We start from the raw sequence: 18,538 nt of genomic DNA, 5'->3' as shown, positions 1-18,538 counted from the left end.
ACGAGCAACGCGCGGGTTTTCCGCTGTCGATACCCCAGCATTCCGCAACCGCACAATGAAACGAGTCGTGACGAGTTGTGAACTAATGGACTCCCGCTCGAGTTGGATCTCTCGTGTCGTTTTGAGAGTACCGATCAGTCGACGAAGTCGATGTCGTCGCCGCCTGCACCGGCTGGCTGGACGGCCTCGCCGTCGTGCTGGCCGTAGATCTGTGGTGATTCGACGCCCGTGACGACGATCATCGTTCGCATGCTGCCTTCGAGACTTTCGTCGATGGAGGTCCCCCAGATGATCCGCGCGTCGGGATCGATCCGGTCGTAGATCTCTTCGACGACGCCTTCGGCTTCCTCGATGGCCATGTCGTTGCCACCGGTGACGTTGACGAGCGCGGAACTCGCGCCGGAGATGTCGACGTCGAGCAGCGGCGAGCGAAGCGCAGTTTTGACCGAGTCCTGGGCTTTGGCTTCGGAGTCGGACTCGCCGAGGCCGATCATGGCGACACCGCCGCGTTCCATCACCGTTCGAACGTCGGCGAAGTCCAGGTTGACCAGGCCGGGTTTCGTGATGAGTTCCGTGATCCCTTTGACCGAGCGCATCAGCACCTCATCAGAGACTTTGAACGCCTGCCGGACGGGCAGTTTGCCGACCGAATCCAGCAGACGGTCGTTGGGGACGACGATGACGGTGTCGGAGACATCACGCAGCCGCTCTAAGCCAGCTTCAGCGTTCGTTCGGCGGACCTCTCCCTCAGCAGTAAACGGGGTCGTGACGATCGAAATCGTCAGTGCGCCGGCCTCGCGGGCCGCTTTGGCGACGACTGGTGCGGAGCCGGTTCCCGTCCCGCCACCGAGTCCTGCCGTAACGAAGACCATATCGGAGCCGTCGATCGCGTCGTAGATGTCCTGTTGACTCTCGAGAGCGGCTTCCTCGCCGACCTGTGGGAGCGAGCCGGCACCACGGCCGCCGGTTTTCTCTTCGCCCATCAGGATCTTCGTGTCGGCTTCGATCTCCACGAGGTGTTGCACGTCGGTGTTGGCGGCGACAAGCTTCGCACCGTGGATACCCTCTTCTTCCATGCGGTTGACGGTGTTACCACCGGCACCGCCACAGCCGACAACCGTAATGTCTGTCTGGAGGTCCTTGAGGACGTCCTCGAGCTGGTCGTCGGTCATCGTTCCTGTCCGCTGGGTGTTCGATTCGCTTCCGTTCGGCGACTGCCCGTCCTGTACAGTGTTGTCTTCGTGGGCCGTCGCCGACTCCCCGTCTTCGGCCTCGTCGATGGCGTCGTCGATGATGGAGTCCATTCTTGGCCCAATCTAAAAGATGGAGCATAATTACCTTTCCCCTACACGTCAGACGACTGTCTGACGCAGTCCGTCGAGCAACCACACCGAGCAGGTCGGTTCCGGATCCCGCTTCACGGCGGAGTAGACCGTGATTACCGTGTTGTTTGGGAGCCACTAAATCGGAAATCGGTCCGTCTGCTGGCTGCGAACTGTCTCGGGGCTGATCGTTTCGCCATCGACGGCGACGGCGTCACCGTTCGCGAGCGCGCCGAATTTCGGCCCCTCAGGAACGCCGATCTCGCGAGCGAGCGCCGGATCGAAACTCGTCCGTTCAGCGACGACGGCGTCGTCTTCGAGCGTGACCGTTTCGTATTTGTCCTCGAGGACACCCGCCAGTGCCTCGATGATGGCTCCTCTGGCAGTCGTTTCGCTCTCAGCCGCGATGGTCTGCGTAGCTGTCGTGTCTCCCGTGTTCGACGACTCTCCGTTGGAACTGGGAACCGCGACCTGCGAGCCAACCCGGATCCCGCCGTTTTCGGTCGTAAACGCGACGGTGGTCGCCTCGACGACCGTTCGTACCGCCTCCGGGTCGAGTCCCTCCGCAGCGTCGAGCAGTGCTGCCGGGAGTTCGACGACGGCAACCGACTCGGCAGCACAGTCGCCAAAGCGGACGCCGTCGTCGACGGCCCCAAGAGAAGATTCGACGGCATCGACGAGTTCGAGTGGTCGATCACCCACCTCGCGGAGCCAGGTCTCGCTGACGATCCGAACGCCAAGCTCCTCGAGCGTTTCCTCGAGCACCGGCCACTCGCCATCGAGAACGGCCATGTCGGTGTGGCTCGCGTCGAACGCCGCCTCGAGGACGTCACGGTGGGAAGAAGGATGACCCATCGCATCGAGCGCCCAGTCGGCTGCGATGTGGCCCACAGCCCACGGCGTTTCGCGGACGATGCGAGTAAAGCGAGGGGCGTAGTGGTTGCCGCCAAAGCCGACGACCTGTCGACACGGACTTGCGTCGCGACTCTCATGGCTCGAGCGCGAAGCGCTCTCGAGGCGGTCGCAGTGTGGGGAGACAGCTCGAAGCTCGAGAATCGCGCGGGCGACGGCCGCGGCACCGTTGGGGTCGTCCCACTGCTCGTCGCCACTGCCGAGTTCCGCAAACAGCGACGGACAGCCGACGTTGGTGGGGCCGTGGTGGGTACACTCCATCCCGACATCGTACTGCTCAGGGGCGTACTCGTCGAACGCGTCGAGGAGGTGTGCGAGTGCGTTCGGACACGCCTCGGCGACAGCATTGGCCTCGCCGCCGAACTCGGCTGGACCGAAGTTACCCGTGAAATGCCCTGTCAGCAGCGGCCCCGTATCGCCCGAATGGCGCGAGGCAAAGACGAGCACATCGGGGTCGCAGTCGAACGCTTCGACCGGGTGCTCGAGTTCGAGGTGAAAGTCGTCGAACGAGCGTAACTCGGCACCAGCGGTTCGGTAGTACGTGCCACCACCATCGGCTGCGGGCCGTGTGTCGTCGTCGACGACCTCCCAGTCGGCGAGTTCGCGGAGCTGGTCACAGATATGGACCGATGCGCGGTCGGCTCGACTCTCGACGATCGCGAGCGCAGTCATACTCGAGTGGGCGGTCTGGGGCCCAGTAACGCCGTCGGTTCTCGTTGCCGACTCGTCGAGCTGGCCGGAAATATCATACAGGCTATATGAAACCACCGTCGGTTTTTCAGTCGTGCGAATGGTAGCCGGGAGTACGAACAACCAGCGATGAACGTAGTTGACCACCCATGACCGATCCAGCACCGGATACGAGCAACGGCTCGGACGAGACGAGTGCAGCGTCGGCTGCGCTCGACTTTCCATCGGCGTTCAGCCTCGACGTTCAGCAGCTGACCGCGCTCATCAGTGCGTACGCCGTCTCCGTGCTCGATCCCGACGGACGTGTCGTGCGGTGGAACGAGGATGCCGTCCGGCTCACAGGGTATAACGAAGACGAGGTCACAGACACTCACTACCGGCTCTTCTTTCCACCGGAGAAACGCGAGGATGGCCGTCCAGAACGCCTTCTCGAGCAAGCGCGCACCGACGGACAGGCCACAGATGAAGGCTGGCGGCTTCGAAACGACGGAAGCCGGTTCTGGGTTCGTGAGGTGCTGGCACCCATCCGGGAGCGCGAGGGGAGTCTGACCGTTGGAGACGGCGGCGACTCTCAGACCGCCCCCCTTCGGGGGTACGTACGGATCGTCCACGATCGGACCGACGAGTACAGACGCGAACTGGAACTCCGCGAGGAGAAGGCGCTTACAGAGAGCATCTTCGAGGCCCAGCCGGACTTGCTCTATGCGTTCGATACGGACGGCAATCTCGTCCAGTGGAACGAACGGTTCGAGCAGGTCACCGGCTACGACCCCGACAAACTCGAGGGAATGAACGCCCTCGAGTTTGTCGTCCCGGAAGACCACGACCAGATCGGAGCGGCAATCGAGCGGGTGCTGGTCGATGGTGACCGTGTCGCCGCCGAAGCGCGAGTGCTGACAAACGACGGCGACGAGATTCCCGTCGAATTCAACAGCGCTCAGGTCGCCGGCACGGACGGGATCGTCTTCGGATTCACCGGTGTTGGCCGTGACATCAGTGATCGCAAAGCTCGTGAACGAGAACTCGAGCGCCTCGAGCGTCTCAACACCACGATACGGACGATCGACGAGACGATGGTCACGGCAGACACACAAGCGGCGGTCGAAACGGCAGTTGTCGAAGCGTTCGCAGCTGCTACACTCTATCAGTTTGCCGTCATCGGACAGGACGAGCCCGCGACGGGCGGCCAGCAGCCGGGCGAGCCGCGCTCGTGGGCAGGCGTCGACGCGACTGGTGCTGCTGACGTTCTCTCGCGGGTTCTCGACCCACCGGCCGACGGGCCGGAAGCGTCACCGATCGAAACCGAGAGCGTCCAGTGTTATCACTCGCTCCGTGAGAGTGCAGTCGATGCCTGGCGAGCCGATGCTCGAGAACGCGACTACGGCTCACTCGCAGCCGTTCCGATCACCGCAAGTGGCCGGACGTTCGGCGTGCTCGTTGTCGCTGCCACAGACGCGACGGCGTTCACCGACCGGGAACGAGAGGTGCTTCAGGAATTCGGCGCCACGGTCGGTCACGCGTTCAACGCAATGGCGGTTCGTCGCCTCCTCTATCTCGACACCGTCGTCGAACTCGAGTTCGAATCATCCGATCGACAAGATATCTGTATCGACCTCTCCGCCGAACTCGAGAGCGACGTCAGTCTCGATCACGTGCTGCCACTGACTGAGGGGGTGTTCGTCTACTACATCACCGTCACCGGCGTCGAACCGGCGAAGATTCGAGCGTTCGTCGACGATCACCCAAAGTTCGGAGAGCGTCGTCACATCGATACTAGCGGCGACGAGAGCCACTGGGAGTTCGTCGTTTACGGACCGACGATCACCGGCTTGCTGGCGGATTACAGCGCGCGAATACGGACACAGACCGTCGACAACGGTGTGTCGAACGTAGTCGTTCAGGTCAGTCCGGACATTCCCGTTCGCGGACTAGTCGAGGCGGTCACGGAGGCCTACCCCGACACGCAGCTGGTTTCGAAACGCACCGTCGAGCGGCCGATAGAAACGCGTGGTGGCTTTCGACGGCGCGTCCAAGAGAAGCTGACCGATAAACAACAGGCCGCTCTCGAGGCGGCCTACTACGGCGGGTACTTCGAGTGGCCGACGCGAAACAGCAACGCCGGCGAAATCGCTGAGCGGCTCGATATTGCTCGCCAGACGTTCCACCAACATCTCCGGGTTGCACAGGCGAAACTGCTCACGGCCTATTTTGAGGCTGGCGACACCAGTGGCGACGAGCGAGACGATTAAGACGGGCATCTATTTTGACGGACAGCGAAACCGCAAGCCGTCCAGCGACCGTGCCGGAGCTGCTGGACAGGAGTCCGTCTACTTGTCGAGACTCGATGACCGTCTCAACCGGCCATACCAGAGCATGCTGGTACACCCCTTTCCCCCACCCAACGTCTTCATCGATCAATGAGTGCCTGCCTGACTGCCGAGCGAACAACCACTGCGTTCGACATCCTCGTCGACCCTCGCCGGCGATACCTCCTTTCGCTCCTCTACGAACGGGCGGCTGCTGACAGGACACAGCCGACACCACACTCGATCGAGACGCTCGCGACCGACGTCGCCGCCTGTGAACACGGCTGCCCGATCGTCACCAACGAGCAGTGCCGAGAGACACATATCGAACTCGTTCACCACCACGTGCCGCGGCTCAGTGATATCGGACTGGTAACCGATGAGACCCACGGCGACACGCGGACGGTCGCGCTTGCCGACCATCCGATTCTCGACCTCGAGTGGATGACCCATTTCCTCGAGGACCCGAACGGCGGATCGACCATCGACGAAGCGATGCTCAACCGAACGCTCGAAGCACTCCAGCCTGCGCGGTGCCGGCTTAGCTGTGCCATCCTCGCGAGACAGCGCACCGACCTCGCTGTCGACGATCTGGCAGCACTGATCGCAACCCACGAGGACGACACCCGACTCGTCGACCTCGAGACATCGGACTGGCGGCCCATTTCGACGGCGTTGCGACACGACTACCTCCCCTCGCTTGCAGCGGCCGACCTCGTCGACTACGACCGCTCGAGCGAGACCGTTGCACTCGAGCCCGACGCACCGCAGTGGCGGGCCGACTGGCTGGCTGCGAGTCCGATTCGAGAGGTTGTCATGGCACTCGAGACGCGGCCAGCGCAGGCAGGAACTGACTCGAGGGGAGACACGGCCGCCGACAGCAACTCGGCGAGGACGAGTTCGGGCTGGACGATCGAGGGAACAGCACGCGTCATCGCCAGAAGCCACGAGATCGTCGACAGCGCCGATGAGGAGCTGTTCGTGATGGCGCCCGACGAAACGATGGTCCAGCAGCGCTGTCTCGAGCGCTGGCAAGCCGCTGCGAACCGCGGGGTCGATGTCTACGTCGGATCACGCTCACCGCGCGTTCGAGACACCGTTCGGTCTGCAGTCCCTGAAGCGACGGTCTGTGAGCCACAGTTCGACTGGTTGAACTTCCACGTCGAGAGACACCACCACGGCCGCATCGTTTTTGCTGATCGCGAACGGGTACTGCTCGTGACGGTCGACGACGAGGAGACCGATCCCCAGGCGACTGCGATCACAGGAGACAGCCCGGAAGACGCGCTGGTCAGGCTCGTTCGCGAACACGTCGGCCCGCGGCTGGACCGGTTGCAGTCGCGCTGTGCGAACGGTGACGAGGCGACCGAAGCGGCGACGTCACTGCGCCTGTAAACTGCTGGGCTCGGCTGTTGTACCTGGGTCTGACGTTTCCTCAGACCACGAGCAGGGCAAGAAAAGCAACGTACCCACCGACGAGAACAGCACCATCGAGCCGTGTGAGCCGCCCGCCGTACCCCATCATCGCTACCAACACGATCGTAAAGACGACAAGCGCGGGGAATTCGAGCCGCAACGTGCTCGAGGCGATCTCGATCGGCGTGATCAGGGCGACGATACCGAGCACGGCGAGGATATTGTAGATGTTCGAACCGACGACGTTGCCGATGGCGAACTCGGTCTCGCCGCGGACGGAGCCGACGACCGACGCCGCAAGTTCCGGCAACGAGGTGCCGAGTGCGAGCACCGTCAACCCGATTACCAGATCCGAAACGCCGAGTGCCGACAACAGCCCGGTACCGCCAGAAACGAGCCATCTCGAGCCGAGCACGAGCGCCATCAACCCACCGAGGACGAGCACGACAGCCCGCAGCGTGATCCCGTCGCCAGCGCCAGTTTTGTCACCGCCCACTGCCGGGTTGACGTTGGTAGAAGAGACTAGATAGGCGGTAAAGCCACCGAGTGTCAGCAGAAAAATTGCACCCTCGAGTGTGCCGATCGTCCCGTCTGCACCGAGGACAACGAGCAGGACCGTCGCGAACAGCATAAACGGCACGTGCCGCCGCATAGCGATCTGGCTGATCCGTAACGGTTTGATAAGCGCAGACACCCCAAGGACCAGCCCGATGTTCGCGATATTCGAACCGAGAACGGCACCGAGTCCGATATCGGTCGAGACGTCCAGCGCACCGATGGTCGCGACGAACAGCTCGGGTGCGGTCGTCGCAAAGGCGATCACCGTCACCCCAACGGTTGCGGCCCGGAGCCCGATCCCCAGTGCGAGCCGGCCGGCACCGGCGACGAGTAGTTCGGCACCGGCGTAGAGCGCGACGATGCCGGCTGCAAGCAAGCCGAGGGAGAGGAGCATAGCTGCTGTTGGACTGTCAGGCGTAAGTCAATAAGGGGTTTGTCCGGCCGAAAGCGGACATCCCGTTCAGCGAACGATCGTTACCGGAACGGGTGCTCGCCGGACGACGCGTTCGGCAACACTGCCCAGTAGCACTCGTTTCGCGCCAGAACGCCCGCGACTCCCGATTACGATGTGGTCGACGTCGTGGTCGTCTGCGTACGTGACGATCTCTCGAGCGGGATCTCCAACGACGGTGTCCGTGGTGTACGTCCCGTCGTGGTCGGCGACGAGTTCGGCGACGTCCTCGAACAGGTCCGCCGCGTCCTCCTGTCGTGACTCGAGTACGGATTCGTAGGCGTAGATACCGCCGTCACCGTACTTCGAGACGCTCGGATCGATCGCGTGGATCGCCGTGATCGACGCGTCTGGATGCTCGCGAACGGCGTGCTCGAGCGCCGCCCGAGCGGTGTCCGAATCGTCGATCGGGACCAGAATTTCCATACCCTGTTTTCGGCCGCGTCCCCGATAAGTGGGCGGGGAAAGGCCCGGTCGGTAGCAACGGAATCGGCCGAGTGCAAGCGATATCCTGTCGGGCAGTATATATCCCCGCCGCCTCGAGTGTGCCGTATGGCTATGGACGTCTTCGGGTTGCTCGGCAACCCGGTCGGACACTCGCTGTCACCGCCGATGCACGAAGCGGCCTACGACCAGCTCGGACTCGAGGCTCGATACGTGACCTTCGAACCCGAGCCAGCCGACCTCGAGGCCGCGATCGACGGGGCCGACGCGCTCGGGATCACGGGCCTGAACGTGACGATCCCGTTCAAACAGGACGTCCTCGACTGTGTCGAGGCCGACGAGTTAGCGGCTCGGATCGGCGCGGTCAACACGATCGACTTCACGGGCTCGGGGACGCCAACGGGCCACAACACCGACGCAGTCGGCGCGATGCGTGCCCTGCGCGACCACGACGTCACGCTCGAGGGCGCAGACGCCGTCGTCGTCGGTGCTGGCGGGGCCGGCCGGGCGATCGCGTTCGGCCTCGCGGATGCGGGCGCGACGGTCGAGATCGCCAACCGAACCGAGGCGACGGCCCACGACCTCGCCGAAGCGGTTCCGGGGGCGACGGGCCACGGACTCGAGGCCGACATGCTCGCCGACCTGCTCGAAGACGCCGAGATCCTCGTCAACGCCACGAGCGTCGGCATGGAGTCCGACGAGACGCCGGTGCCCGCCGACGCGCTTCACGGGGAGTTGGCGGTCATGGATGCGGTCTATCAACCCCTCGAGACACGGCTGCTGCGGGACGCGGCCGAGGTCGGGGCGACGACAGTCGATGGCGCCTGGATGTTGCTCTATCAGGGCGTCGAGGCGTTCGAACTGTGGACCGGCGATGAGCCACCGGTCGAGACGATGAACGAGGCCCTTCGCTCACAGCTGTAGTAGTCACGGCCGAACGCTCCATTTTTCGTCACGTCCACGTGGGTATCAGGCGAATTTAAGTGATGGTGCCAACTATATCGGCACAATGGCGCTCCTCCAGAAGCTGAAATCGCTCCTTGGACTCGGCAGATCCGAGCCGGAGCGAGGACAGACTCGAGAGGTCGGGGTGACGGTCGAACGGGAAGGGTCACAGGAGGGTGACGACGACGCCGGATCGACCACGACAGGAACTGAACCACCGGCACCGGCGAGTGCGACAGCCGGGACGGAAGCCGACACGACGGCAAACGCCGGTACCGAAACCGAAACCGAAACCGAATCCGAATCCGAGACGAAGCCCGAAACAGCGGCCGACACCGAAGCGACCGCTGACGAGTCGGCGGCTGCCGGATCGACCGCCTCGAGTTCGACGGACTCGATGATGGCACCGACAGACGAGCCCGAAACAGCAGCCGAGCCGGCAGAGGCAGCGGGCCCCACGACGGAAAACGCGGCGCCGACGGCCGAGAAAACGCCCGACATCACGGACGGCGAACTGCCGGTCGAAGAAGCCGAGCCGGAGGCGGAGGTCGACGACACAGAGACGGCTGAAGCGGATACCGACGGTGACGACGCGGAGACGGCCGAACCAATAAACCAGGAACCCGTTGACTCGATCAAGGGGATCGGGCCGGCCTACGCCGACCGTCTCGCTTCGGCAGGCGTCGAGACCGTCGGTGAGCTCGCTGCCGCAGACGCAGCGGAACTCTCCGAGGGGACCGACATCTCCGAAACGCGAATCCAGGGCTGGATCGACCGCGCCGAAGTCAGATAACGAAACTGGCGTCGCTATCGCGCCGAATCAGCCGTCAAAGTCACGCCCGTCCGCTCTTTTAACACACGATCTGGAAATCGCAAAAGGATTAGGCTCCCACCCCCTCTCGAGGAACATGCGCGATCCGCGCGTCGTCACGCCGCTCGCGTCGTTTCGAGCCGCTGCTCGCGAAGCCCTCGAGCAACACGACACAACGGCAGACGCTGAACCGACGACGCGCACCACCGGACTCCGACTCCCAGTCGAGGTCCAGGTCACCGTCGAAGATCCGTTTCTCGCCTACCGTCGAGCGCGGCCGTCCGACAGCCGTGGAACTGTCTTTCTCGAGACGACCGGTGGCCAGCCCGGCTGGGGCTACTTCGGCATCGACCCCGTCGACCGACTCACGATCTCACCCGATGCGGTCATGCGAGCGCGAACGGATGACGGCGCGCCGACACTCGCAGCGCTCGAGGGCCTCCTCGAGCGAGACGATCTGATTCGTGGCGACTGTGACGTCCCCTACCCCTGTGGGGCGATCGGGTGGCTCTCCTACGACATTGCCCGCGAACTCGAGGCGCTCCCCGAGTCGGCCGTCGACGACCGCGGTCTACCCCGACTCGAGGCCGGCGTCTACGACCGGCTTGCTGCCTGGGAGGCGCCCACCGACGGCGACGTGACGCTGCGAGTGACGGCCTGTCCGCGACTCGAACTCGAGGCGGGTGACGACGGCGTTTCCGACGACACGCTCGAGGCTGTTTACGACCGGGGCCGCAAGCGAGCACTCGGGCTCGCACGGGCATCTCTCGAGGGCGATCCAGCCGTCGGCGAGCCACCGGCAGCAACGACTGAAGCGACGTTCGAAAGCGACTGCGGGCGTGTGGCCTTTGCCGAGCGCGTCAGTCAGGCGAAATCGTACATCCGCGACGGCGAGACGTTTCAGGCGAACCTCTCCCAGCGACTGGTCGCCCCGGCAGCGGTTCATCCCGTCGCGGCCTACGACGCTCTCCGGCGGGTCAACCCCGCGCCGTACTCGTGTCTGCTCGAGTTCCCCAGTACCGATCTGGTGAGTGCCAGCCCCGAGTTGCTCCTCGAACGCGAGCCACGTGGCGTCTCGGCGCTGTCGGACACCGCCAATCGTGACCGAGACGGTGACTTCGTCCGGACGGAACCGATCGCGGGGACGCGGCCCCGTGGCGCGACACCAGAAGCAGACGCGACACTCGAGGACGACCTCCGAACCGACGAGAAAGAACGCGCCGAACATGCGATGTTGGTCGACCTCGAGCGAAACGACCTCGGGAAAGTCTGTGAATACGGCTCCGTCGAGGTCGAGGAGTACCGTCGGATCGACCGCTATGCGGAGGTGATGCATCTCGTCTCGAACGTCACGGGCCGGCTTCGGGATGGCGAGACGCTGGCCGACGCGATCGCCGCGGTGTTCCCAGGTGGAACGATCACGGGCGCGCCGAAACCCCGGACGATGTCGATTATCGACGAACTCGAGGCGACCCAGCGAGGCCCCTACACGGGGAGTGTCGGGATCTTCGGCTACGACGGCCGGGCGACGCTCAACATCGTCATTCGAACACTGGTTCGCCACGCCGACGAGTATCACCTCCGCGTGGGAGCGGGGATCGTCCACGACTCCGATCCCGAACGCGAGTACGACGAAACGCTTGATAAGGCCCGTGCGCTGATCACGGCCGTCGACGACGCGCTCGGCGAGCGAGCCGCAATGGCCCTCGAGGCCGAGAGCGGAGATGATCAACGTGAGTGACAAAGATAGCACCCGTGAGCGAGTGGATACGAGCGAGCGGCCCAACGACCGACCGGAGGGAGGGAGGCAGGGTTTTCATCAACGTTTTGCCAGGGAACGAGCGTCAGCGAGTGACCGCAGCAAAAGGTTGCTGGTCATCGACAACTACGACTCCTTTGCGTACAACCTCGTCCAGTACGTCGGCGAGCTCGCTGATGAGGTGATCGTCCGGCGCAACGACGACATCGATCTCGCGGACGTCGATGACATCGATCCAACTGGGATCATCGTCTCACCGGGGCCGGGAACCCCACAGGAGGCCGGCATCTCGATCCCGCTGTTCGCCGAGACCGAGTACCCGATTCTCGGCGTCTGTCTCGGGCATCAGGCGCTGTGTGCAGCCAACGGCGCGCCGGTCGTCCACGCCCCCCACGTCGTCCACGGCAAACCCTCGACGGTCAGCCACGACGGCGAGGGCCTCTTCGATGACCTCCCCTCCACGTTTCAGGTCGGCCGGTATCACTCACTTGCCGTCGAACGCGAGGCACTCCCCGACTCGCTTGCCGAGACCGCACGGACGACCGACGAACGCGGCGTGTTGATGGCGGTTCGCCACCGCGAACGCCCGCATATCGGTGTGCAGTTCCACCCCGAGAGCATTCTCACGCGCCGCCACGAGGACGTCGACGACGGTGATGGAATCTCGCTTGCGGTCGGCAAACAGATGATCGCAAACTTCTGTCGACTCGCCGCGGAAGCCGACGACCAATCCGAGACAGCCCACGAATGAACGACGATCCGATCTATCACGTCGACGGGAAACTGGTCCCCGCATCTGCGGCCACAGTCAGCGTCGACGACCGCGGCTTTCGGTACGGCGACGCTGCGTTCGAGACGATGCGCGTCTACGGCGGCACGATCTTCGCGTGGGATGCCCATATGGCGCGCCTCGAGCGAACCTGTGAGGCCCTGTCGTTGGCTCACGGCATCGCGGCTGACGACCTCCGGACGCGGATCGATGAGACGCTGGCGGCGAACGATCTCGAGGACGCCTACGTCCGGCTCTCGATCACACGCGGCGTCCAGCCAGGAAAACTCACACCCCGGCCCAACGTCGATCCGACGGTCGTCGTGTACGTGAAGCCGTTGCCTCGTGGGGGCGTCGACGGCAGGTCCGTCTGGGACGAGCCGGCGACCGTCCAGACGGTCGACACACGTCGAATACCCTCCGACGCGATTCCGACCGCAGCGAAGACGCACAACTATCTCAACGGAATTCTCGCTCGAGCGGAGCTTCGGGACGACGACGGCCAGCCCACCGCGGACGAGGCGCTCATGTTCGACTGCGAGGATCACGTTGCCGAAGGTGCGACGAGCAATCTCTGGTTCGTCCGCGATGGGGAGCTCTGTACGCCGACGACCGACGGCCCCGTGTTGCCGGGAATTACGCGGGCGATCGTCCTCGAGCTCGCCGCCGAGGCCGGAATTTCGTTCCAGGAGGGTCGATACGATCTCGCGGACGTGCTCGAGGCCGACGAGGCGTTTCTGACGAACCGAACGCGGGAACTGCGCCCGATCGCGACGGTCGACGGCCACGAGATCGGCGGCGGTCCGGTGACGGATCGACTCTCGAGGCTGTACGACGAGCGCGTCGAGCGAGCCTGTTATTGAGCGTAAATCTGGGGTCTCCGGCGTCTGCGATGGGTGTTGGCATTACCGTTTCCAGCGCTCGAGGCCGAGAATCGCACTACCGAGCCCGAACAGTCCAGCGGCGATCGTGACGATCGGCGTATCACACCGATTGACGCCCCCGTCTGGTGAGTACCCGAGCCAGCCCAGGTAGAACTCGTAGTACACGAAGCCACCGGGAGGCTCGTCACCGGTGTACCCGACATCGGTGCACGACGAGAGCGGCAGTTCAGGAAACGAAACCGCGATCAACGCCGCGACGAGGCCAGCGCTCAGGAGCATCCCGGCCCCGACGAGTGTCCAGCGCCTCGACATGGGCAGTTATTCTAACTCGAACAACATATTCGTTGGTGCGAGCTGTGTCAGCCGTTCCAGACAACAAAAAGCCCCCGTCGATGTCACCGGCTGGTGTTCATGTCCGCACGGCATGCGCACTGAGTTGATTACGAACACTCGAGTCGCAGTGAAACCGCCTTATCAGTCGTCCGATCCGACCGCCGACCGATTGAATCCGTCGGTCTCGGCCGTCGTCTCGAGCAGTTCGCGCGTCGTCCCCTCGAGGTCGAGGACGAACTCGCTGCCGAACGCTGTCGACGGCGTCTGGAAGCCAGCCGGGAGACGCGGTTCGGACCGATTTTGGCCGTCGATGACGCGCTCGGCGGCGCTGACAGCGGCGTCAACCGTCAGTGTGTAGGGGTTCGGCGTACGCATTCGAGCGCGGACGCGGTGACCGGTCGAGTCGTCGACGGCTTCCCCCCAGATGACCGCGGTGTCACGAGCCCGTTCTCGTGCACTGGGGCCGTCGACGCGCGCGTCGATCACCCGCTTCAGCAGGGTTTCGACCGGGCGTCGCTCGAGCAGCCAGCCAAGCGAGTCGACGGCGGCCATCGCCCGGGTCGCCCACGGCGGCACCGCTGCGTAGACTTCGATCGAATCGATTCCCGTGCTATGGGCAGCGGTGGTGACGTCTCCCCACGGAACCGTGACGACGTGTTCGGGGCCGGTTCCGAAATCGATCGCTCGCGTCCGAAACGTCGCTGGAACCTTTATCAGCCGTCCGTTCCGGCGGACGACCCCATCGGAACCGAGCTGCTCGACGAACGTCCGGGCGGTCCCACGCGAAAGCGGGCCATTGCCTTTGACGCCGAGTGTGAGTTCGGTCGCTGATGGCAGCTGTTCGTGGAGAAACGCGGCCAGACAGTCCGATGGAACGACTTCGAAGCCGACGCCCGGGAGCAGTGTGACGTCTGCCTCTCGAGCCGCGTCATCTCGCTGGCGCAGCCGTTCGAACACCCGAAACTCGCCCGTGATATCGAGGTAGTCCGTCCCAGTCTCGAGACAGGCGTCGACGAGCGGGTTGACCGTCTTCACGAACGGCCCAGCACAGTTCAATACGGCATCGAACCGGTTGAGCTGGGCAGGAACGTCGTCACTGAGATCGAACGTCCGTCCTTCGACACCGAGTTCGTCGGCCTGCCGTCGTACTGCACCGCGGTCACGGCCGGCGACGACCGGCGACCCTCCTCGAGAGACGGCTTCGCGAGCGATCAGCCGGCCGGTGTAGCCATACGAGCCGTAGATGAGAAGGGAGTCCATAGCCGTCGTTTGCCGCTCAGCGTGTTAAAACTGCGTCAGACATCTGCGAGACCGCAACGTTCACGACGACAGATTACCAACCGAGATGGCGATGGACGCGTCTCAGCGGATCACTGCACTCGATGCGGTGTCAACGGACTCGACGACGCTCTTTCGTGTGACGAACGGTTCGGGTGACGAACAGGAAGCCCTTCTCGTCGCGACGGAATCGACCGACGACGAGCGAACGATTTCGTGCTGGTTGAACTACTGCCAGCATCTCACTCATATCAAAATCGACAAAGGCACGGGGGCACCGATGCGAGACGGCGAACTCGTCTGTGCAAATCACGGCGCATACTTCGACGCCGACTCCGGGGTGTGTACGTACGGACCCTGCGAGGGTGCCTATCTCACCGACCTCGAGGTGACCGTCGCGGATGGCGACGTCTACCTGACCGACGACGAGTTTACGTACGTCGGTGCCGGACCGATCGATGACGACGACGATCTGACGTCGACCTCGAACGTCGAGTTCTAGCCACGAGTGCCGACGGCGAGACTGAGACGTAACGAGCCTACCGGAGTGCAGCCGGTGAGACCATGTCGCGCTCCTGGTTGTACTCGAGAAGCCCGGCGTCAGTCAGCCGTGGCAGATGATCGTGGTACAGCGAAAGATAGACTTCGTGGACACGCTCGGCCGAAATATTTGGCATCTGACGCCCGGTTTCACGGACGGCAACCTCCTCAGCGGCGTCCGGGAGTGTCAGCGATTCTCCATACGTGCGCATCACCTGAAGCAGTAGCCGTCGGCGCTGGTCGGCGAGCAGTCCGAACGCGTTGTCGATCGTTTCGGCCGATGCCTCGCACGTATCGAGGTTCTCGAGCACCGACAGGACGAACTCGACACAGTCGGACTCGGGGTGGGGCGTGGCAGTCATTCGTATTCTCCATGGGCCTCCCGAAACGAACGGAAACCTGTCGAATGGAGACGAAAGACGATGACAGGCATCAGTGAGACATCTCACCGAACGTTCGCTCGAGAGTTCGTACCGATTTCTCGGTACCACAGTAAATATTAGTATCGAATCTGTTTCAGGTTGTCAGGGAACGTTGACAGTTTCAGCGACTGATAGCTCTTACTCGATCGTCAGCGTCGGCTCCGAGACGGACTCGCTCTTACAGTTTGGACACCGCGAAGGGAGATTTAGCAAATCGTCGAAATCATCGAACCCACAGTCTCGACATGTCGGCGGTGCAACAAGCACCTGTTCGTCCGTCTCCGTCCCGGCAACCGAACGGGAGACGTGTTCGGCGTGTCGGAGCACCGACTCGGGAGTTAGATCGAGTTGCACTGCGAGCTCGCTGGGTGTTGCAGGTTCGATACGGAGCGCGTCAGCGAGTCGCTGTCGCGTCGTTTCGTCGGCCTCGCGCATACCTCGACAGACGGGCGTCGGGGTTTTATACTGTTTGACGACGGCCAACCCGCCCGAGTTGGGTCCAGCAGCCGTTGTGCATCTGGCAGCGCCAGGATTGCTGAAAGGACAACTGACTTACCACAGGCTAGTGAACGCCGAATCATGAAAGCCGTCGTCCTTGCCGGCGGGTACGCGACTCGAATGTGGCCGATCACGAAACATCGGCCCAAGATGTTCCTCCCGATCGGCGACTCGACCGTCGTCGACCGCATCTTCGAAGCGCTCGAGGCTGACGATCGGATCGACGAGGTCTACGTCAGCACGAACGAGCGGTTCGCCGCCGACTTCGAGGCCCACCTCGAGGAGAGCACGTTCGAAAAACCGCAGCTCTCGATCGAGGAGACCACCGAGGAAGACGACAAGTTCGGCGTCGTTGGCGCGCTCGCACAGCTGATCGACCGCGAGAACGTCGACGACGACCTGCTGATCATCGCCGGTGATAACCTGATCAGCTTCGATGTCGCGGCGTTTCTGGACTACTTCGAGGAACGGGCTGCCCCGACGCTTGCCGCCTACGACGTTGGCTCCCGTGAGAAGGCCAAATCCTACGGGCTCGTCGAACTCGAGGACGACCGTGTCGTCGACTTCCAGGAGAAACCCGACGAGCCCAACAGCACGCTCGTCTCGATCGCCTGCTATGCGTTTCCCGCCGAGTCGCTGTCGCTGCTGTCGACCTATCTCGAGGACGGCAACAACCCAGACGAGCCCGGCTGGTTCGTTCAGTGGCTCCAGAACCGCGAGCCGACGTACGCCTACACCTTCGAGGGCGCGTGGTTCGACATCGGCACTCCCGAGAGCTACCTCGATGCCGTCGCCTGGCATCTCGACGGCGAATCACTCGTCGCCGAATCGGCGACGGTCGAGAACGCATCGATCGGCGACAACGTCCACGTGATGGATAATGTTACCCTCGAGAACACGACCCTCGATCACGCGGTGATCTTCCCGGAGGCAACGGTGCGCAACGCCGACATTCGCCGGTCGATAATCGACGAAGGGACTCATCTCGATGACCTCGACCTCGCAGGCGCGCTGATCGGCGCCCACACGACGATCAAAAACGGCTCCTGACGGTCTCAGGCCGGAAGCTCCTGAATTCGTTCGATACCGCTCTCTGTTTTAGTCTGCTCGAGCGGAGCGACGACCTCATCGGGCAGATCCATGCGATCGGCAAGCGTCAACAACGTCTCGAGTTTCGTGAGGTCGAGGCGTTCGATCGCACGCCCGAGTTCGGCCTCGACGAGGTCGCCGAGCACCGGATCCTGAAGGTCCGCAACACGATCGTCGCGTTCTGTTCGGAGCCCCGACAGTGGCGCGCTCTCGATTGCTCCGGGTTCGACGCCGAGCCCCGCAAACAGCGGCTCGAGCCGCTCGAGCTGTTCAGCTGTCGCCTCGCTGTGGGCCATATAGTACGACTCGAGGGCCTCGTCAGTCGAATGAAACGTTACTCGAGGTGAGCGTCCGTGATCCGCACCCGTCCGCGGGTGCCGTCCCACTCCGTGTCGTACTCGAGGTTGATGCGACGGTCCATATGTGGGCCGTCTACGACCAGCGTTTCGAACTCGCCACCCTCACCCAAGATGTGGACGCCGTACGCTTCGTTGAGCTGTTCCAGTTCCGCAAGCGCCTCGTGATCGAGGGTTCGGCCGAGCCACGACTCATCCAGCCCGTGGGCGGCGACCTGAATAATCGTAATTTCGAAGCCGGCCTCGAGCATCGCGTCAGCGAGTGCTCGCGGGTCTTCCTGCCACAACGGCGCGAACAACTCACAGCCCAGGCGGTCGCACATCCCCTGAATGCGACTTGTCTGGTACTCACTCTCGACGGCTCCCGCCGTGACCCCCGCGATACCGCCCTCGAGTCGATCGTCGAGGTCGACAAGCGCCGCCTCGAGCGGCTCGAGTTCGTCGTCACCCTGCACACTCGAGTCGGCTGCTTCGGCCGCCTCGAAATCGTCAGGGTTGACATCGACAAGCGGAATGCCGGTGCTTTCTGCGGCCAGTGCAGCGAGATCCGTCGCAGGGACGTGATACATGTAGGAGTCCCCGTCCGGGTGGACGGTAACGAGATGCGAGACCTCGAGGCCCGCTTCGAGAGCCTGGTACAGCGCCCACGCCGAGTCTTTGCCGCCCGAAAAGAGGCTTACCCACGTCCCGTCTGCATCGCTCATAGTCGTCACTGAGCGCACAGGGGTAAATGGATACCGAGTCGGCTGGTGTGG

Annotated in this window: 19 protein-coding genes; 9 read left to right on the top strand and 10 right to left on the bottom strand. The window is 63.4% G+C overall.

Translation table 11 applies throughout. From position 1 onward, the window contains the following. Nucleotides 1–134 precede the first annotated feature (134 nt). Both ftsZ and DV706_RS16145 read right to left on the bottom strand, forming a co-directional pair. Nucleotides 135–1,304 carry a cell division protein FtsZ gene (gene ftsZ / locus DV706_RS16150; RefSeq protein ID WP_136350758.1) on the bottom strand — a complete coding sequence of 390 codons (1,170 nt, stop codon included), beginning with the start codon at nt 1,302–1,304 and terminating at the stop codon, nt 135–137. Between the two features lie 156 nt (nt 1,305–1,460). Continuing rightward, a complete protein-coding gene (locus tag DV706_RS16145; protein ID WP_136350759.1) occupies nt 1,461–2,906 on the bottom strand; it encodes a D-aminoacyl-tRNA deacylase in 1,446 nt (481 codons plus the stop codon). A gap of 167 nt (nt 2,907–3,073) precedes the next feature. Here DV706_RS16145 and DV706_RS16140 point away from each other — a divergent pair, with 167 nt between their 5' ends. Together DV706_RS16140 and DV706_RS16135 are read left to right on the top strand one after the other, a co-directional pair. Then, nucleotides 3,074–5,173 carry a bacterio-opsin activator domain-containing protein gene (locus DV706_RS16140; RefSeq protein ID WP_006067873.1) on the top strand — a complete coding sequence of 700 codons (2,100 nt, stop codon included), beginning with the start codon at nt 3,074–3,076 and terminating at the stop codon, nt 5,171–5,173. A gap of 168 nt (nt 5,174–5,341) precedes the next feature. Beyond that, entirely contained in the window at nt 5,342–6,625 is a 1,284-nt protein-coding gene (locus DV706_RS16135; RefSeq protein ID WP_006067874.1) for a DUF7344 domain-containing protein, read from the top strand. 40 nt (nt 6,626–6,665) lie between these two features. Here the strand turns inward: DV706_RS16135 and DV706_RS16130 are convergent, their stop codons facing one another. Next, a complete protein-coding gene (locus DV706_RS16130; RefSeq protein ID WP_006067875.1) occupies nt 6,666–7,598 on the bottom strand; it encodes a calcium/sodium antiporter in 933 nt (310 codons plus the stop codon). Between the two features lie 66 nt (nt 7,599–7,664). After that, a complete protein-coding gene (locus tag DV706_RS16125; RefSeq protein ID WP_006067876.1) occupies nt 7,665–8,081 on the bottom strand; it encodes a universal stress protein in 417 nt (138 codons plus the stop codon). Nucleotides 8,082–8,213: 132 nt separating this feature from the next. Here DV706_RS16125 and DV706_RS16120 point away from each other — a divergent pair, with 132 nt between their 5' ends. From DV706_RS16120 to DV706_RS16100, 5 genes are all read left to right on the top strand, one after another. Further along, entirely contained in the window at nt 8,214–9,023 is an 810-nt protein-coding gene (locus DV706_RS16120; protein ID WP_006067877.1) for a shikimate dehydrogenase, read from the top strand. Nucleotides 9,024–9,108: 85 nt separating this feature from the next. Continuing rightward, on the top strand, nt 9,109–9,837 hold the full coding sequence (locus tag DV706_RS16115; protein WP_006067878.1) for a helix-hairpin-helix domain-containing protein: 729 nt from the start codon (nt 9,109–9,111) through the stop codon (nt 9,835–9,837). 115 nt (nt 9,838–9,952) lie between these two features. After that, the gene (locus DV706_RS16110) at nt 9,953–11,596 is read left to right on the top strand and encodes an anthranilate synthase component I family protein (RefSeq protein WP_136350760.1); all 1,644 of its coding nucleotides are present in this window, start codon (nt 9,953–9,955) and stop codon (nt 11,594–11,596) included. Nucleotides 11,597–11,723: 127 nt separating this feature from the next. Then, complete coding sequence (locus DV706_RS16105) at nt 11,724–12,365, top strand: anthranilate synthase component II (RefSeq protein ID WP_006067880.1); 642 nt, start codon at nt 11,724–11,726, stop codon at nt 12,363–12,365. Beyond that, the gene (locus DV706_RS16100) at nt 12,362–13,246 is read left to right on the top strand and encodes an aminotransferase class IV (RefSeq protein ID WP_006067881.1); all 885 of its coding nucleotides are present in this window, start codon (nt 12,362–12,364) and stop codon (nt 13,244–13,246) included. Before DV706_RS16105 ends, DV706_RS16100 begins: the two co-directional genes overlap by 4 nt. 42 nt (nt 13,247–13,288) lie before the next feature. Here the strand turns inward: DV706_RS16100 and DV706_RS16095 are convergent, their stop codons facing one another. Both DV706_RS16095 and DV706_RS16090 read right to left on the bottom strand, forming a co-directional pair. Next, entirely contained in the window at nt 13,289–13,579 is a 291-nt protein-coding gene (locus DV706_RS16095; RefSeq protein WP_006067882.1) for a hypothetical protein, read from the bottom strand. Nucleotides 13,580–13,741: 162 nt separating this feature from the next. Continuing rightward, nucleotides 13,742–14,860, bottom strand: a complete 1,119-nt coding sequence (locus DV706_RS16090; RefSeq protein WP_006067883.1) for a saccharopine dehydrogenase family protein — start codon at nt 14,858–14,860, stop codon at nt 13,742–13,744. A 91-nt stretch (nt 14,861–14,951) separates the two neighbouring features. Here DV706_RS16090 and DV706_RS16085 point away from each other — a divergent pair, with 91 nt between their 5' ends. Next, on the top strand, nt 14,952–15,380 hold the full coding sequence (locus tag DV706_RS16085) for a Rieske (2Fe-2S) protein (protein WP_049890000.1): 429 nt from the start codon (nt 14,952–14,954) through the stop codon (nt 15,378–15,380). 37 nt (nt 15,381–15,417) lie between these two features. Here the strand turns inward: DV706_RS16085 and DV706_RS16080 are convergent, their stop codons facing one another. Both DV706_RS16080 and DV706_RS16075 read right to left on the bottom strand, forming a co-directional pair. Next, entirely contained in the window at nt 15,418–15,780 is a 363-nt protein-coding gene (locus DV706_RS16080; protein WP_006067885.1) for a DUF7344 domain-containing protein, read from the bottom strand. Nucleotides 15,781–15,978: 198 nt separating this feature from the next. Continuing rightward, a complete protein-coding gene (locus tag DV706_RS16075; RefSeq protein ID WP_006067886.1) occupies nt 15,979–16,275 on the bottom strand; it encodes a transcriptional regulator in 297 nt (98 codons plus the stop codon). Nucleotides 16,276–16,419: 144 nt separating this feature from the next. Between DV706_RS16075 and DV706_RS16070 the strand changes: the two genes are divergently transcribed. After that, nucleotides 16,420–17,388 (top strand): sugar phosphate nucleotidyltransferase, encoded by a 969-nt coding sequence (locus DV706_RS16070; RefSeq protein ID WP_006067887.1) that lies wholly within the window; start codon nt 16,420–16,422, stop codon nt 17,386–17,388. A 5-nt stretch (nt 17,389–17,393) separates the two neighbouring features. On the opposite strand, the gene DV706_RS16065 is transcribed toward DV706_RS16070, so the two are convergent. After that, complete coding sequence (locus DV706_RS16065; protein WP_006067888.1) at nt 17,394–17,723, bottom strand: DUF892 family protein; 330 nt, start codon at nt 17,721–17,723, stop codon at nt 17,394–17,396. Between the two features lie 38 nt (nt 17,724–17,761). Then, complete coding sequence (locus DV706_RS16060; RefSeq protein WP_006067889.1) at nt 17,762–18,487, bottom strand: diphthine--ammonia ligase; 726 nt, start codon at nt 18,485–18,487, stop codon at nt 17,762–17,764. Nucleotides 18,488–18,538: the final 51 nt, after the last annotated feature.

Origin of the sequence: Natronorubrum bangense (assembly GCF_004799645.1) — an archaeon.
Lineage (GTDB): Archaea > Halobacteriota > Halobacteria > Halobacteriales > Natrialbaceae > Natronorubrum > Natronorubrum bangense.
The sequence above is the reverse complement of the archived record's forward strand: the minus strand, read 5'-3'. Positions and strand labels throughout refer to the sequence as shown.